Here is a 16,248-nt window from a genome sequence, read left to right as displayed (position 1 = left end):
TGAATGGAGGTATCACGATGGAGCAAAATGTTTTTTCACTAGAATCGCCTTACAAGCCGCAAGGGGATCAACCAAGCGCGATTAAGGAATTAGTCTATGGAGTAGAGAAAAAGAAACGATATCAAACATTATTAGGAGCTACAGGTACAGGGAAAACCTTTACCATCTCTAATGTTGTAAAAGAAATAAATCGTCCAACTCTTGTTATCGCCCATAATAAAACATTAGCTGGACAGCTTTATAGTGAATTCAAGGAATTTTTTCCGAATAATGCAGTCGAATATTTTGTCAGTTATTATGATTACTACCAGCCAGAAGCATATGTGCCATCAACAGATACCTTTATTGAAAAAGATGCGAGCATTAATGATGAAATAGATAAGCTTAGGCACTCTGCTACTTCTGCATTGTTCGAACGGAATGATGTTTTAATTGTAGCAAGTGTTTCCTGTATATATGGTTTAGGTTCACCTGAGGAATACCGTAGTCAAGTTCTTTCTTTACGAGTGGGAATGGAGAAGGAACGTGATGAATTGTTGCGAACACTTGTTAGCATCCAATATGCACGGAATGATATAGATTTTCAGCGTGGAACATTTCGTGTACGGGGCGATTCGGTTGAAATAATTCCAGCATCAAGAGAAGAGCATTGTGTCCGTGTAGAGTTCTTCGGTGATGAGATTGACAGAATTCGTGAAGTTGATGCTCTAACAGGTGAAATTATCGGAGATCGAGAACACATTGCTATATTTCCAGCTTCCCACTTCGTCACAAGAGAAGAGAAGCTAAAGGTTGCAATGGAAAACATTAAAAAGGAATTAGCCGATCAATTGAAGAAGTTCCGGGAAGAGGATAAATTATTGGAGGCACAAAGACTTGAGCAAAGAACCAATTATGATCTCGAAATGATGGCAGAGATGGGCTTTTGTTCAGGAATTGAGAACTACTCCCGTCACCTAGCAATACGAGATGCAGGCTCTACTCCTTATACATTACTAGACTATTTTCCGGAGGATTCCTTAATCGTAATTGATGAATCTCATGTTACCTTACCGCAAATAAGGGGAATGTATAATGGAGACCAGGCAAGAAAGCAAGTATTAGTAGATCATGGATTCCGATTGCCATCTGCTTTAGATAACCGACCACTAACCTTTCAGGAATTTGAAGAAAAAGCTAATCAATTTATCTTTGTTTCGGCAACACCTGGGCCATATGAGCTCGAACATACGCCAAAAATGACGGAGCAAATTATTCGTCCAACTGGGCTTTTAGATCCTAAAGTAGACGTTCGACCAATCGATGGACAAATAGATGATTTGATTGGGGAAATTAACCAAAGAATAGCACGTAATGAAAGAGTGTTGGTTACGACATTGACGAAAAAAATGTCCGAGGATTTAACGGATTACCTAAAAGAAATTGGAATGAAGGTAGCTTATCTACACTCTGAAATAAAAACATTAGAGCGGATTGAAATCATTCGTGATTTACGTGTTGGTAAATACGATGTTCTAGTAGGAATTAACTTGTTACGTGAAGGGTTAGATATTCCTGAGGTCTCCTTAGTGACGATATTAGATGCTGATAAAGAAGGCTTTTTAAGATCAGAGCGTTCGTTGATTCAAACAATGGGAAGGGCTGCCCGAAATGAAAATGGAAAGGTCATTATGTATGCAGACAAAATGACCGACTCTATGCAAAAAGCGATTGACGAAACCTATCGTCGACGGGAAAAGCAACAAGCATATAATCAAGAGCATGGCATTACACCACAAACGATTAAGAAAGAAGTTCGTGATGTGATTCGAGCAACGATGGCAGCAGAGACAGAAGAAGCGTATGGTGAGGAAACACCGAAACTAAAGGATATGACAAAGAAAGAGAAAGACAAGCTAATCGAAAAAATGGAAAAAGAAATGAAGCAAGCTGCAAGAGAATTAGACTTCGAGCGAGCAGCAGAGCTTCGTGATTTAGTTTTAGAATGGAAAGCAGAAGGGTGACATTCAATGGCAAAAAAAACAATATCGATTAAGGGAGCACGTGCCCATAATTTAAAAAATGTATCCATAGAGATCCCTAAGGATAAGCTCGTCGTTTTAACTGGTTTATCAGGATCAGGTAAATCATCACTAGCTTTTGACACAATCTATGCAGAAGGACAGCGCCGGTATGTTGAGTCTTTATCTGCCTATGCACGTCAATTTTTAGGACAGATGGACAAACCAGATGTCGATGCAATTGAAGGATTATCACCGGCCATTTCGATTGATCAAAAAACAACCAGTAGAAATCCTCGTTCTACCGTAGGTACGGTCACGGAGATATATGACTATATGAGACTACTGTTTGCACGTGTCGGGCACCCCGTTTGTCCTCATCATGGGGTTGAAATCACTTCTCAAACGGTCGAGCAAATGGTTGACCGAATATTGGAATATGAAGAAAGAACCAAACTTCAGATCCTGTCTCCAGTTGTGACTGGACGTAAAGGAACGCATACTAAAGTATTAGAAGATCTCCAAAAAGAAGGATATGTTCGACTACGCGTAGATGGAGAGATGCGTGAAATAAGTGATGAAATTCAATTGGATAAAAATAAAAAGCATTCGATTGAAGTAGTTATTGATCGAATTGTCGTCAAAGAAGGCATAGAAGGACGTCTTTCCGATTCGCTTGAAACAGCCCTTCGATTAGGAGACGGTCAAGTAGTAGTAGATGTTATCGGTCAAGAAGAATTACTATTTAGTGAGAAGCATGCCTGTCCAATTTGTGGATTTTCTATTAACGAACTAGAACCAAGACTATTTTCTTTTAACAGTCCTTTTGGTGCTTGTCCAACATGTGATGGGCTTGGCTCACAGTTAGAGGTTGATGTAGATTTGGTTATTCCAAATCGTGATCTATCACTAAATGAAGGGGCTATTTCAGCATGGGAGCCGACTAGCTCGCAATACTATCCACAGTTGTTGAGAAGTGTTTGTGATCATTATGGTATTGATATGGATATAGCTGTGAAGAAGCTTCCGAAAAGCCAGTTGGATAAAATTTTAAAAGGTAGTGGCAAAGAAAAGATAAACTTCCGCTATGAAAATGATTATGGAATGACGAGAGAGAATGATATTTATTTTGAAGGTGTTTTAAACAATATTGCTCGTCGATATAGAGAAACCTCCTCTGATTTCATTCGTGAGCAGATGGAAAAATATATGGCAACAAAAGCATGTCCAACTTGTGAAGGCTATCGATTGAACCAAGAAGCGATGGCAGTAAAAGTTAATCAAAAACATATAGGACAAGTTACCGAATTATCTGTCACGGAGGCACATCATTTTTTTACAACATTGAATTTATCAGAGAAAGAGCGGCAGATATCTGCGATGATCATTCGAGAATTGGATGATCGCCTAACCTTCTTGTCCAATGTGGGACTGGATTACTTAACCTTATCGAGAGCTGCAGGGACATTATCTGGTGGAGAAGCACAACGTATACGTCTTGCGACTCAAATTGGTTCAGCTTTAACGGGAGTTTTATATGTATTGGATGAGCCATCGATTGGTCTGCATCAACGTGATAATGATCGGTTAATTGCAACATTAGAAAGAATGCGAGATCTTGGCAATACGTTGATTGTCGTCGAACATGATGAGGATACGATGCTTGCTGCTGATTATTTAGTTGATATCGGTCCAGGAGCTGGAGAGCATGGTGGAGAAATTGTTGCTCAAGGTACACCTAAACAGGTAATGAAAAAGAAAGGCTCTTTAACAGGACAGTACCTTTCTGGTAATAAATTCATCCCTATTCCAAGCGAGCGCCATGAAATTAAAGAGCGTTTTATTGAAATTATCGGGGCAAGCGAGAATAATCTAAAAAATGTCAATACTAAAATTCCGATCGGTGTATTTACTGCTATAACAGGTGTATCTGGATCAGGGAAAAGTAGTCTGATCAATGAAATCTTACACAAAAGCGTTGCAGCAAAATTACACCGAGCTAAACATAAGCCCGGTAAGCATAAAGAGATTAAAGGGATCGAACACCTTGAAAAGGTTATAGATATCGATCAATCCCCAATTGGTAGAACACCCCGCTCCAATCCGGCAACATATACAGGGGTATTTGATGATATTCGAGATGTTTTCTCCCAAACAAACGAAGCCAAAATCAGGGGCTATAAAAAAGGTCGTTTTAGCTTTAATGTAAAAGGTGGTCGCTGTGAAGCCTGCCGGGGAGATGGGATTATAAAAATCGAAATGCACTTTTTACCAGATGTTTACGTTCCGTGTGAAGTATGTGAAGGAAAACGCTATAATCGAGAAACATTGGAAGTGAAATATAAAGGGAAAAATATTGCCGATGTTCTAAACATGACCATTGAAGAAGCACTAAAATTTTTCGAAAATATCCCGAAAATTAAAAGAAAACTGGAAACAGTGTTTGATGTTGGGCTTGGCTATGTACGTCTAGGACAGCCTGCTACTACTCTTTCTGGAGGGGAAGCACAAAGGGTGAAGCTAGCGAGTGAATTACACCGTCGCTCGAATGGGAAGTCTCTCTACATTCTTGATGAGCCGACAACTGGTTTACATGTTGATGATATTTCTAGATTGTTAGACGTTATTCAAAGACTAGTCAAAAATGGTGATACTGTCGTTATTATTGAACATAACCTCGATGTAATCAAAGCTGCGGATTACATCATTGACCTTGGCCCAGAGGGGGGAGATGGTGGAGGTACCATAGTAGCTACTGGTACGCCAGAAGAGATTGCAGAGGTAGAAGAATCACATACTGGTCGTTATTTAAAACCTATTTTAGAACGAGATAAGAAAAGAATGGGAATCGAAGTAACAAGCTGAAGCCGTGCCCCGGAAAGCGAAGTATTTTGACAGAGCGGATAAAATATACAGATATTATTGTTCGGATCCTGCTTACAACTCTCTTGTTCCAGCACCTCAAGATACTGCACCTTGGATGGATGACATCATCCGATGGTGCAGTTTTGTTATTATCTAATTAAAAGCTTCTATCTAAGCTCCATTACAAGCGTTTAAAACATGTCTGTGATAAAATATTCTATGTATCATTAAGAGGCAAAGGAGGCAACGAACATGGAACCAATTGAAATGAAGAAGCTACAAGTAGAAATTGATCAATTAGCCAATAGAGAAGTATATGTACATTTGGAAACGACGAATGGAGCGTATGCTAGTCATTTTAATAAAGATGCTTATAATGTTGGAGCGTTTATACGTAATGCGAAAGTAACCTATCAAAGAGGAAAGGTCGTCGGTACGGGGAGTACATATCGAGTTGGCTTGAAATTAGACATCGGCTGGATTTATGCAGAGGGCGTTAACCAATTTGAAGTAGATGAAGAGGGTAGACTTTTGATGGCAGGACATGATCGAGAAGGCCGTTTAATGGTTGCACTCCAAATAGGTGAAACACCATTTCATTACTAATTTAGAAAAAGGAGGAATCAACATGCAGGAGGAACATGTTGTTGTCATATACCCACATCCAGATGATGAAGCGTTCGGTGCTTCCGGAACCATTGCAACATTTAGGGAAAAGGGAATTCCAGTTACATACTTATGTGGTACATTAGGCGAAATGGGGAGAAATATGGGAAACCCAACATTTGCTACAAGAGAAACCCTACCAGAAATACGGAAAAAAGAATTGATCAAGGCATGTGAAATCATGGATGTTCAATTAGAGATGCTTGGTTACCGGGATAAAACATTAGAGTTTGAATCAAAGGAGGAAATGGCAGAGCATTTATTTTCGTATTTGAATAAAATAAAACCTAGTCTAGTTATTACACACTACCCAGGACATGCCGTTCATCCGGATCATGATGCTTTTGGGGCTGCAGCAATAGCGGCTGTTGAAAAGTTTCCAGTAGACGAGCGACCTACTGTATGGGCCCAAGCAATTAGTTTAACACATGTCGAGGAATTAGGAGAGCCGCAAATTAAAAATGACATTACACCAGTATTTAAACAAAAATTTGCAGCAATTACCGCTCACAAATCACAAGCAGATGGTATGCTGGCAAAGGTAAAAAAAGAGTCAGAAGATGCTGAAAAGGCAGCACAAAGTTGGTTGGGCGTAGAATCCTTTTATATTTGGGATTTTAAGTCTTAAGGATTGGCATCATAACAAATATTTAGCATAAAATAAGTTTAGTATCGTGAATATGTGGAATTCTACTTATAGGCTTTAATGATTTTCCTAAGGAGGAAATGCAATGGGTAAGAAACTATACCGCTCAGATCATGACAAAATGCTAGCAGGAGTTCTCGGTGGGGTAGCAGAGTTAACTGATCTAGATGCAACCATTTTAAGAATTATTTACGTGATTTTGACTATTTTCACTGCTGGTTTTCCCCTTTTTGTGCTTTATATAGCAAGTGCGATTATTATTCCAAGAAGAGAGGCTGAGTAAGAATGCGTTGGCTCATTTCTCTCGTCCTAAATGCACTAGCCTTAATGCTTATCGATTATTTATTTGACTCAATTATTATTGAGGGCTTTCTCATCGCCATATCAGCAAGCCTCATATTATCTATTCTTAATGTGATCGTAAAGCCAATTTTAGTAGTATTAACATTGCCCATTACCATCTTAACTTTAGGTTTGTTTTTGTTCATCATTAATGCGATAACATTAATGATTACACAGCTTTTATTAGGGGATGGTTTTATTATTGAAGGCTTTGGAACAGCTATTCTTGCTGCTATTCTATTTTCGATACTAAACTTATTCATCAACCGAATCATAAGAGATTAGAAATGAGCCGTTATGACTATTTAGTTATAACGGTTTTTTGTACGTTAGGAAAGTATAAATTTTTTGCAGGAAGTAAAGCGACGAATCGAAAATTTTGAAGTCCAAAGTATAAGAAAAGCTAACCATCTGCGTTTTACTAATAGATTAACCTAGCAAAATAAAGAGATTCCGTGAAATGAACCGGACATAATCCATACCGCACTTTTTCAACAAATCAGAATAAAAGTATACGAAAACTTTAAAAAAATGCTACAATATATAATGAAATTATTCGTGCTATATGGTAAGGTGTCGTTCACAAAACACGAGAACAAAAACAACAGATGAAGTGGTAGTTAAAGGGGGGGCTTTAGAAATGGCGAAAGTTCGTACACAGGATTTACTTGATCGGTTTAAGATGGAGCTTATTGCAGGTAAAGAAGGGGTTCACCGAGAAATCTTTATGAGTGAGGTATCTCGACCAGGGATTGAATTAACTGGTTATTTTAAATATTACCCAAAGGATAGACTGCAATTATTAGGTAAGACAGAGTTATCTTATTTTTCTGAGCTAACAGTGGAGGAGAAAAAGGATCGCTCTTATAAATTATGTACGGACATTACACCAGGCATTGTAGTAACAAGAGATATGGAGGTTCCGGAAGAATTAGTAGAGGCATGTGAAAATTCCGGGGTGCCACTTATGCGATCACCCTATAAGACAACACGTGTGATAAGTCGGATCACCAATTTTTTAGAAGCGAAATTTGCACCATTTACAGCAGTCCATGGTGTACTTGTAGATATATATGGGATTGGCGTTCTTATTACAGGCCAGAGTGGTGTAGGGAAAAGTGAAACTGCATTAGAGCTTGTAAAGAGAGGACATCGTCTTGTAGCAGATGATAGTGTCGAGATTCGTCAAGAGGATTATGATCGATTAATCGGTTCTTCTCCTCCATTGATTGAACACCTTCTTGAAATTAGAGGACTTGGTATTATTAATGTGATGACATTATTCGGTGCGGGATCTGTACGTTCTCATAAACGAATTTCGTTAGTCATAAACTTAGAGACATGGGATCAAAAAAAGCAGTATGACCGATTAGGTCTAGAGGAAGAGACGATGCAAATTATTGATGTAAAGGTACCTAAGGCAACCCTTCCTGTTCGACCTGGACGTAACCTTGCTGTTATTATAGAAGTGGCTGCAATGAACTTCCGATTGAAGCGAATGGGTGTCAACGCAGCAGAGGAGTTTTCACAAAGATTATCTAAAATGATTCAAAATGGAGAACGCGAAATCGAATCAGAATTTGATCTCGATATCGAATAAGCGGAACGGAAATGGAGGAGATGGAGCTTGGCATGTGAAGCACCCGCATTAGATCCAGTATTTCTCTGGGTTGGCTCCTTACCTATTTATTGGTATGGGGTGATTATTGCTTCTGGAGCATTTTTAGGACTTTGGGTTGCAACAAGAGAAGCAGATCGTTTAGGAGTTAAAAAGGATTATATCATTGATTTAGTTGTCTTTGCTATTCCGATTGCCATTCTATTTGCTAGGATATATTATGTTATATTTGAATGGGATCGTTATGCTGGCGGGCCTTGGTGGAAGGTCTTCGCTGTTTGGGAAGGCGGAATTGCGATACACGGTGCACTGATCGGTGCAGTACTAACCGCTATTGTGTTTACAAGAGTTCGTCGTTTGTCATTCTGGCAAATTGCAGATATCCTTGCACCGAGTATTATCTTAGGACAAGCAATTGGCCGCTGGGGTAATTTTATGAATCAGGAGGCTCATGGTGGTCCAATTTCAGAAGCTACATATAACAATTTCCATCAATATTTGCCTGATTTTATCATGAATCAAATGTGTATAGATGGAACAATGTATCATCCGACCTTCTTATATGAATCGATCTGGAATATTCTTGGTTTCGGTTTACTCCTTTTATTACGAAAATATCCACTACGAAGAGGGGAGCTATTCTTATCCTATGTCATTTGGTATTCAATTGGCAGATACTTTATCGAAGGAATGAGAACGGATAGCTTATATGTGGTAGCGAATCTAAGAGCAGCACAATTACTTTCTGTAATATTAATTATTGTTGCGATTGCTCTCATTATTTATCGTCGTAAGAAAGGATTATCCGATAAAACGTATCAAGGTAAAAAAATAGAGAAAAAATAATATGGTGTAGTAATTGACTGAGACATAACTAAATAGGGAGAATGAGAATCCGAACATCTTCTGACTGAGCGTAGTCAAAATACGTAGACTCTTTGGGAACAGTACGAGCTGGATTTACTTTGCGACTTTGCAAAGTTAGCAGATTGCCGTGCCCACTGTAAAGGAAACACTGCGAAAGTTTACTTGAGCAGATGTTGACGCCCTATCGGTAAAAGCGAAGTATTTTGACGGAGCGGTTTCAGTGCATAAATATTAATGTTCGGATTTTTTCTTCCTTATTACTTTTGTCCCAGCCAAACTTTTTCATAAAAGTAGGAGGATTAAAATGAGGATGGAAACTGTTTTGTTTGATTTAGATGGAACGTTAATTGATACGAATGAATTAATTATCGCTTCATTTACTCATACGATAGAGAAATATGCTGATCGACCATACACGAGAGAGGAAATTATTGACTTTATCGGCCCCCCTTTAATCGATAGTTTCCAAAAAGTAAATCCTGACCTAGTAGAAGAAATGATGGCGACATATCGGGAACACAATTATGCCCATCATGAGCAATATGTAGAAGCATATCCAACCGTTGTAGAGACAATAAATGAACTAAAACAAGCTGGGCTGAAGCTAGGAATCGTCACAACAAAATTGTCTGATACAGCAAAGCTAGGACTGAAAATTACAGGAATGGATCAACTATTTGATGTGCTTATTGGTCTAGATGATGTAGAGAATGCTAAACCACACCCAGAGCCAATATTAAAGGCGATGAATCTCTTACATGCAAATCCAATGACAACTTTGATGGTTGGAGATAATTATCATGATATCGAAGCAGGGCATAATGCTGGAGTAAAAACAGCCGGGGTTGCATGGTCACTAAAGGGAAGAAAGGTCTTAGAAAAGCATGATCCAGATTACATGCTTGAAGAAATGCGCGATTTATTAGCAATAGTTGGAGTGGAATAATCATGCGAAAAACAGACCGTTATAAAGTATATGGAGCTAATTCATTGTGGCATGTCTATAAAACCGTTCCTTTTTGGAAGGTTATAAAAAACTTCACTGTGATCCAATTAGCAAGATATACCCCCTTTTTAAAAGTAAAAAACTGGTTATACCGAACATTGTTAAAAATGGAGGTAGGAGATAAGACGGCTTTTGCTTTAATGGTCATGCTAGATATTATGTTCCCTGAGAAAATACATGTTGGTAAGAATTCGGTAATTGGTTATAATACAACCATTTTGGCCCATGAATACTTGATTAAGGAATACAGGCTAGGAGAAGTGTACATTGGCGATGAGGTTATGATTGGTGCCAATAGTACGATTTTGCCAGGAGTTACGATTGGTAGCAATGCCATTGTCGCTGCCGGCACTATTGTCCATAAGGATGTACAACCAGGATCATTTGTTGGAGGAAATCCGATGAAGGTTATTTATACAAAAGAAGAAATGGAAAAACGAATCACACAAGATGAGTTCTTATAGGAGAAAGTGTAAATAAGGAGACTTTATCAGTATGGCCCTGCTGACGGTTATAATAAAAGATCTCCTTCTTTCCTTCTCTCATTTTAAAAAAAAGTATTTTCATCCTTAAAATATATGTTATAATGCATTAGTCATCGATATTAAATACAACTAATTATTATAGATATAGAACGAAAAATAGAGAGGATGGAATCATCAGCGTGCCCAAACCTAACAAAACAAAGGAAAATGTCATACCTTTCATCCCTGAAGGGGATTTTTATTTTTCAAAAGGTGTGGAGGCTTACCAGAAGCGAAAATTTGAGCTGTCTATCAAGTGGTTTCAGAAGGCTCTATCTGAAAAACCTAATCATCCTTTATATCAATGTCAATTGTCCATTGTTTATACAGAGATAGGCTCTTACCATCTGGCGAATCAATTACTAACAGACGTACTAGCAAAGCATGGGGAAGACTATATGGATTGCTATTATTTAATTGCTAATAATTATGCACATCTTGGTTTATTGCAGGATGCTACAAAATATGCAGAGCTATATGTAGAAAAAGCACCTGATGGTGAATTCGCTGAGGAAGCGATTGGACTATTAAACGTATTGGATTTTGATGAGGAAGAAGAGGAAGATGAATGGGCATTAGAAGAAGAGGATGATGTCCTTATCTACCAAGAAACTGCTTTTTATCATTTAGAGCGGCAAGAATGGCAGGAAGCGATTGCCCTATTGGAAGAAATGATTACCTTATTTCCTGAATTCACTCAAGCTCGCCATGAATATCATTATGCCCTATTTTTCGCAGGTGAACGTGAAGAAGCAATTGCGCTAGAAGAAAAATATCTAAAGGAACATCCAGATAGCCTTTTTAGTTATATGAATCTTGCTGTTTTCTATTATCATGAAAATGAAGTCAAAATGTTGAAGCACATCATTTCTCTTCTCGATCATACATTTCCGATACATGAGCAACAAAAGCTCCGAATGGCGACAACTTTTGCACAAATCGGTTTATATGGAAAAGCATTAGATCGATTTAAACAGTTGAATAAAGGTAAATTAAGAGGACATCCTTCTTATTATAGATGGTATAGTACTTGTTATTATTTTTTAGGTGATGAAAAAAAGGCAGAGGATCTTTGGCGAGAAGGATGTAAGGAACATAATATTTTATTAGAACAATCACCACCATGGCAAACACCTGAAAAGCCATGAGCAAAACATTAGACCTTTTTCATCTTGAATAAGATAATAAGTGTAGGATTAGAAGAAAGGATGAGCTACGATGTCAGAGGAAAGAATTTATGATGTTATTATCGCTGGTGCAGGACCTGCAGGCATGACTGCAGCTGTATACACATCACGCGCTAATTTAGATACATTAATGTTGGAAAGAGGTATACCTGGTGGACAAATGGCGAATACAGAAGATGTCGAAAATTATCCAGGATATGACCATATCTTAGGTCCGGATTTGTCGAATAAAATGTTTGATCATGCCAAAAAATTTGGTGCAGAGTATGCTTATGGTGACATAAAAGAAGTAATTGATGGAAACGAATATAAAACCGTGATTGCTGGATCAAAAGAGTATAAGACACGTGCATTAATTATTACCACTGGTGCACAGTATAAAAAGCTTGGAGTACCAGGTGAAGAAGAATTAGGTGGACGTGGAGTATCCTATTGTGCTGTTTGTGACGGTGCCTTCTTTAAAGAAAAAGAATTAGTAGTTGTCGGTGGTGGAGACTCAGCGGTAGAAGAGGGTGTTTATTTGACTCGATTTGCCAGCAAAGTAACAATTATTCACCGTCGTGATGAACTACGTGCACAGAAAATCCTACAGGACCGCGCTTTTAAAAATGACAAAATTGATTTTATTTGGGATACCATTGTGAAATCGATCAATGAGAAGGATGGCAAAGTAGGAAGCGTCACATTACTCAATAAAAAAACGGGAGAAGAATTTGAACATGAAACTAATGGTGCCTTTATTTATATTGGTATGGTGCCATTAAGTGAGCCTTTTAAATCTCTAGGAATCACGAATGAGGAAGGTTATATTCCAACAAATGAGAATATGGAAACGAGTGTACCAGGAGTCTTTGCTGCAGGTGATATTCGTGAAAAAGAATTGCGTCAAATCGTAACAGCTACAGGAGATGGAAGTATCGCGGCACAAGCAGCACAGGCATATATTGAGAATTTAAAGGAGTCAGTCAATATTCCTAGCTAGTCCTGTCATCTTTTCGACATATGAACGTAAAAAGAAATTAACTTCCCTGTAACACGGACGAAATATAAAAAGGATATAATGTAGTTAACTAATTGACCCCCTTTTTAATAAATATATTACTTGACGGCATAGGTTTTCACCTATGCCAATTTTTTTTATCCATTAAATCCCTTAGTAAATTTTATTTTCGATATTTGTAACTCCTTCTCCACTCAGTATATAATAGAGTGAGAGCAAAAAAAGATAACCTTTTGCGGTAAGTGGATGAAATGGGAGGAGTAATGCAATGGGGACAAAAAAGGAAGAAACAAAACTAGTTATTATAACAGGGATGTCTGGTGCGGGTAAAACGGTCGCTGTGCAAAGTTTTGAAGATTTAGGGTATTATTGTGTTGATAATTTGCCTCCAGCGTTATTGCCTAAATTCCTAGAATTAATGCGAGATGCAACGAATAATATTCAAAAAGTAGCACTTGTGATGGATTTAAGAGGTAGAGAATTTTTTGATTCCTTATTTGAGGCTTTGGACCAATTGGGTCAGGAAAATTGGTTAGAGGAGCATATTCTTTTTTTAGATGCGAGTGATCAAGTACTTGTTTCGCGCTATAAAGAAACGCGTCGATCACATCCACTTGCACAGGATGGATTACCGTTAGAGGGGATCCATGCAGAAAGAAAGATTCTAGATGAATTAAGAGGACGTGCACAACATTTTATCGATACCTCTGAATTAAAACCAAAGCAATTACGAGAAAAAATAGTGCAACGATATAGTGAAAAAGAGCAAGAAATCTTTTCGATTCATACGTTATCATTTGGCTTTAAGTACGGATTGCCTATTGATGCAGATTTAGTATTTGATGTGCGTTTCTTACCCAATCCCCACTATGTCGAAAATTTACGACCACTAACAGGTTTAAATACAGATGTATCCTCTTATGTATTCAAATGGTCGGATACAAAAGCCTTTGTTGATAAAACGGTTGATTTATTAGAGTTTATGCTTCCACAATATAAACGGGAAGGAAAAAGTCAACTCGTTGTCGCAATAGGTTGTACCGGCGGGCAGCATCGTTCTGTTGCGATTGCGGAATATTTAGCAAAATATTTTCAAAAGAACTATGTCACACATGTAAGCCATCGTGATATCGATAAGCGAAAGGGAAAATAAAAATATGACACAAACAGATAGAAAAAAAATAGTTGTGATCGGCGGTGGAACAGGTATGCCGGTACTTTTGCGTGGTCTTAAGGAATATCCCATTGACCTATCCGCTATTGTAACAGTGGCAGACGATGGTGGGAGTTCTGGTCGCCTTCGCACAGAGATGGAAATACCAGCACCGGGCGATATAAGGAATGTGATTGCTGCATTATCCGATGTAGAACCAATGCTAATGGATCTGTTTCAGCATCGGTTTACGAAAGGAAATGGATTATTAGGTCATTCCATGGGAAACCTACTGTTAGCAGCGATGACATCTGTTACAGGCGATTTTTATACAGGAATAAAGGAAATTTCTCGTGTTCTTAATGTGGAAGGCAATATTTATCCAATTGCTAATCAAAATATGTTCCTTCATGCAGAATATGAGGATGGAGAGATTGTATTAGGTGAATCCAATATTCCAAAAGCACGAAAACGAATTAAACGAGTATTCCTAAAGCCGAACCCGGTTTTACCACTACCTGAAGCAGTGACAGCGATTAAAGAGGCGGATATAGTTGTCATTTCACCTGGTAGTCTTTATACAAGTATTCTACCTAATTTAATTGTTCCTCAAATTGGTCAAGCATTAAAGGAAACAGATGCCAAAGTGGTATATGTATGTAATGTGATGACACAGGTTGGGGAAACTAATGGTTACACAGCTTCTGATCATGTTCAAGCAATTATGGATCATATTGGACCAGGATGTATTCAATCTATTATTGTTCATAATAAATCGATTGATCCATCCGTACAATTAATTTATGCAGAGGAAAATGCTGCTCCTGTTAAAATTGATGTCGAAAAATTAAAAAGCTTAGACATAGAAATAATTGAAGCAGATATAGTAAAACAAAAAAACCATTCTCTAAGACATGATAAGGATAAAATTGCGGATGTTCTTATGTCTTTTTTAGAATAGTGTTAAATGTCTGTAAGGGACACTTCAAGAATCGACCTGTATAAGGAGGGGGGAGAAAGTTGTCATTTGCATCGGAAATTAAGAAAGAATTAACGAAAATCGAGAACGATAATTGCTGTAATCGTGCAGAGCTGGCTGCCCTGATTAGAATGAATGGAGCAGTTTCCTTTTCACGCTTACATTATTCACTCGATGTTCAAACAGAAAATGCAGCAATAGCACGTAGAATATACACATTGATTAAAACAATTTATGCCTATCCTGTTGAATTACTCGTAAGGAAAAAAATGAAACTGAAAAAAAATAATGTATATATTGTAAGAATGAATGAAGGAGTTAAGGAAATGCTCTTGGATATGGACATACTTCAAGAGCCGTATCAATTTATTCGAACTATTTCAGATAAGTATATTAAGAAAGACTGCTGTCGAAGAGCCTATCTAAGAGGGGCTTTTTTAGCAGGTGGTTCTGTGAATAATCCAGAAACCTCCTCTTATCATCTTGAAATTTATAACTTTTATGAAGAGCATAATCAAGCATTATGTGATTTATTAAATAATTATGAATTACATGCAAGAATTTTAGAACGGAAGAAAGGTTTTATTACGTATATAAAAGAGGCCGAAAAAATCACCGAATTCTTAAGCTATATTGGAGCACATCAGGCATTATTTAAATTTGAAGATGTTCGAATTGTTCGTGATATGCGTAATTCCGTAAATCGCCTTGTGAATTGTGAAACAGCAAATCTAAATAAAACGATTGGTGCGGCATTTAGACAAGTGGAGAATATCCGATATATTCAAGAAACGGTTGGACTAGATGCACTACCAGATAAGTTAAAGGAAATTGCGGAACTTAGATTAGAACATAATGATGTATCTCTTAAGGAATTAGGGGAAATGGTCTCTGGAGGGAAGATTAGTAAGTCAGGAATTAACCACCGATTGAAGAAAATAGATCAATTTGCGGAACAAATAAGAAGTGAAAAACTTACTGTAAATAAATCCTAGAGCATATGTGTTAAACATGTGCTCTTTACCTTTTAAAATGCTAAGTAAAAACTTTTGTGTAATATTGGAAGAAGTGATATAGTATAATAAAATGATAACGCTTTCAAAAATGAGGAGGATGGGAATGGTTGAACAGACAGTTATTATAGGGGTAGATCCTGGCTTACAGGCTCGTCCTGCAGCACAATTTGTACAAAAGGCAAATCATTATACTGCCGAAATTTTTATTGAAAAAGATCAAAAAAGAATCAATGCGAAAAGTATTATGGGATTGATGAGTTTAGCACTCTCCAAAGGGAGTGAAATTAAAATAATCGTCGATGGTACGGATGAAGAACAAGCATTAGCAGATCTAGTAAGCTTTATAGAAGGAAATTCAGAATAGAAAAACCCTGCGATG

At 37.7% G+C, this 16,248-nt stretch carries 16 protein-coding genes; all 16 read left to right on the top strand.

The window, feature by feature from the left end; translation table 11 throughout:
* Window positions 1–17 precede the first annotated feature (17 nt).
* The 16 genes from uvrB to DLJ74_RS04540 all read left to right on the top strand — a co-directional run bounded on the left by uvrB (window position 18) and on the right by DLJ74_RS04540 (window position 16,233).
* Entirely contained in the window at window positions 18–2,003 is a 1,986-nt protein-coding gene (gene uvrB / locus DLJ74_RS04615; protein WP_109983537.1) for an excinuclease ABC subunit UvrB, read from the top strand.
* Window positions 2,004–2,009: 6 nt separating this feature from the next.
* Window positions 2,010–4,865: an excinuclease ABC subunit UvrA gene (uvrA, locus tag DLJ74_RS04610; RefSeq protein ID WP_109983536.1), complete on the top strand. Its 2,856-nt coding sequence runs from the start codon at window positions 2,010–2,012 to the stop codon at window positions 4,863–4,865.
* 252 nt (window positions 4,866–5,117) lie between these two features.
* On the top strand, window positions 5,118–5,471 hold the full coding sequence (locus tag DLJ74_RS04605) for a YojF family protein (RefSeq protein ID WP_054787057.1): 354 nt from the start codon (window positions 5,118–5,120) through the stop codon (window positions 5,469–5,471).
* A gap of 22 nt (window positions 5,472–5,493) precedes the next feature.
* Window positions 5,494–6,159, top strand: a complete 666-nt coding sequence (gene bshB2 / locus DLJ74_RS04600; RefSeq protein WP_054859907.1) for a bacillithiol biosynthesis deacetylase BshB2 — start codon at window positions 5,494–5,496, stop codon at window positions 6,157–6,159.
* 103 nt (window positions 6,160–6,262) lie between these two features.
* The gene (locus DLJ74_RS04595; protein WP_109983535.1) at window positions 6,263–6,460 is read left to right on the top strand and encodes a PspC domain-containing protein; all 198 of its coding nucleotides are present in this window, start codon (window positions 6,263–6,265) and stop codon (window positions 6,458–6,460) included.
* A 2-nt stretch (window positions 6,461–6,462) separates the two neighbouring features.
* Window positions 6,463–6,804 carry a phage holin family protein gene (locus DLJ74_RS04590; protein ID WP_109983534.1) on the top strand — a complete coding sequence of 114 codons (342 nt, stop codon included), beginning with the start codon at window positions 6,463–6,465 and terminating at the stop codon, window positions 6,802–6,804.
* A gap of 355 nt (window positions 6,805–7,159) precedes the next feature.
* On the top strand, window positions 7,160–8,119 hold the full coding sequence (gene hprK / locus DLJ74_RS04585; RefSeq protein WP_109983533.1) for an HPr(Ser) kinase/phosphatase: 960 nt from the start codon (window positions 7,160–7,162) through the stop codon (window positions 8,117–8,119).
* A 27-nt stretch (window positions 8,120–8,146) separates the two neighbouring features.
* Complete coding sequence (gene lgt, locus DLJ74_RS04580) at window positions 8,147–8,983, top strand: prolipoprotein diacylglyceryl transferase (RefSeq protein WP_109983532.1); 837 nt, start codon at window positions 8,147–8,149, stop codon at window positions 8,981–8,983.
* Window positions 8,984–9,308: 325 nt separating this feature from the next.
* Entirely contained in the window at window positions 9,309–9,950 is a 642-nt protein-coding gene (ppaX, locus tag DLJ74_RS04575) for a pyrophosphatase PpaX (protein ID WP_109983531.1), read from the top strand.
* Between the two features lie 2 nt (window positions 9,951–9,952).
* Window positions 9,953–10,474 (top strand): acyltransferase, encoded by a 522-nt coding sequence (locus DLJ74_RS04570; protein WP_054859912.1) that lies wholly within the window; start codon window positions 9,953–9,955, stop codon window positions 10,472–10,474.
* Window positions 10,475–10,674: 200 nt separating this feature from the next.
* Window positions 10,675–11,682: a tetratricopeptide repeat protein gene (locus DLJ74_RS04565; RefSeq protein WP_181397429.1), complete on the top strand. Its 1,008-nt coding sequence runs from the start codon at window positions 10,675–10,677 to the stop codon at window positions 11,680–11,682.
* A gap of 70 nt (window positions 11,683–11,752) precedes the next feature.
* On the top strand, window positions 11,753–12,703 hold the full coding sequence (gene trxB, locus DLJ74_RS04560; RefSeq protein ID WP_054859913.1) for a thioredoxin-disulfide reductase: 951 nt from the start codon (window positions 11,753–11,755) through the stop codon (window positions 12,701–12,703).
* Window positions 12,704–12,989: 286 nt separating this feature from the next.
* On the top strand, window positions 12,990–13,874 hold the full coding sequence (rapZ, locus tag DLJ74_RS04555) for an RNase adapter RapZ (protein ID WP_109983529.1): 885 nt from the start codon (window positions 12,990–12,992) through the stop codon (window positions 13,872–13,874).
* 4 nt (window positions 13,875–13,878) lie between these two features.
* Window positions 13,879–14,835, top strand: a complete 957-nt coding sequence (locus DLJ74_RS04550) for a gluconeogenesis factor YvcK family protein (protein ID WP_109983528.1) — start codon at window positions 13,879–13,881, stop codon at window positions 14,833–14,835.
* Window positions 14,836–14,894: 59 nt separating this feature from the next.
* Window positions 14,895–15,848 carry a DNA-binding protein WhiA gene (gene whiA / locus DLJ74_RS04545; RefSeq protein ID WP_109983527.1) on the top strand — a complete coding sequence of 318 codons (954 nt, stop codon included), beginning with the start codon at window positions 14,895–14,897 and terminating at the stop codon, window positions 15,846–15,848.
* 124 nt (window positions 15,849–15,972) lie between these two features.
* Window positions 15,973–16,233 carry an HPr family phosphocarrier protein gene (locus DLJ74_RS04540; RefSeq protein ID WP_054787052.1) on the top strand — a complete coding sequence of 87 codons (261 nt, stop codon included), beginning with the start codon at window positions 15,973–15,975 and terminating at the stop codon, window positions 16,231–16,233.
* Window positions 16,234–16,248: the final 15 nt, after the last annotated feature.

The organism is Gracilibacillus dipsosauri (assembly GCF_003176895.1).
Taxonomy (GTDB): Bacteria; Bacillota; Bacilli; order Bacillales; family Amphibacillaceae; genus Gracilibacillus; species Gracilibacillus dipsosauri.
Note: the sequence above shows the minus strand (reverse complement) of the source record. Positions and strands in the feature narration are given on the sequence as shown.

Coding starts and splice junctions, on each gene's coding strand:
- uvrB (WP_109983537.1), top strand. CDS start 18: ATGGAGCAAAATGTTTTTTCACTAGAATCGCCTTACAAGCCGCAAGGG.
- uvrA (WP_109983536.1), top strand. CDS start 2,010: ATGGCAAAAAAAACAATATCGATTAAGGGAGCACGTGCCCATAATTTA.
- DLJ74_RS04605 (WP_054787057.1), top strand. CDS start 5,118: ATGGAACCAATTGAAATGAAGAAGCTACAAGTAGAAATTGATCAATTA.
- bshB2 (WP_054859907.1), top strand. CDS start 5,494: ATGCAGGAGGAACATGTTGTTGTCATATACCCACATCCAGATGATGAA.
- DLJ74_RS04595 (WP_109983535.1), top strand. CDS start 6,263: ATGGGTAAGAAACTATACCGCTCAGATCATGACAAAATGCTAGCAGGA.
- DLJ74_RS04590 (WP_109983534.1), top strand. CDS start 6,463: ATGCGTTGGCTCATTTCTCTCGTCCTAAATGCACTAGCCTTAATGCTT.
- hprK (WP_109983533.1), top strand. CDS start 7,160: ATGGCGAAAGTTCGTACACAGGATTTACTTGATCGGTTTAAGATGGAG.
- ppaX (WP_109983531.1), top strand. CDS start 9,309: ATGAGGATGGAAACTGTTTTGTTTGATTTAGATGGAACGTTAATTGAT.
- DLJ74_RS04570 (WP_054859912.1), top strand. CDS start 9,953: ATGCGAAAAACAGACCGTTATAAAGTATATGGAGCTAATTCATTGTGG.
- trxB (WP_054859913.1), top strand. CDS start 11,753: ATGTCAGAGGAAAGAATTTATGATGTTATTATCGCTGGTGCAGGACCT.
- rapZ (WP_109983529.1), top strand. CDS start 12,990: ATGGGGACAAAAAAGGAAGAAACAAAACTAGTTATTATAACAGGGATG.
- DLJ74_RS04550 (WP_109983528.1), top strand. CDS start 13,879: ATGACACAAACAGATAGAAAAAAAATAGTTGTGATCGGCGGTGGAACA.
- DLJ74_RS04540 (WP_054787052.1), top strand. CDS start 15,973: ATGGTTGAACAGACAGTTATTATAGGGGTAGATCCTGGCTTACAGGCT.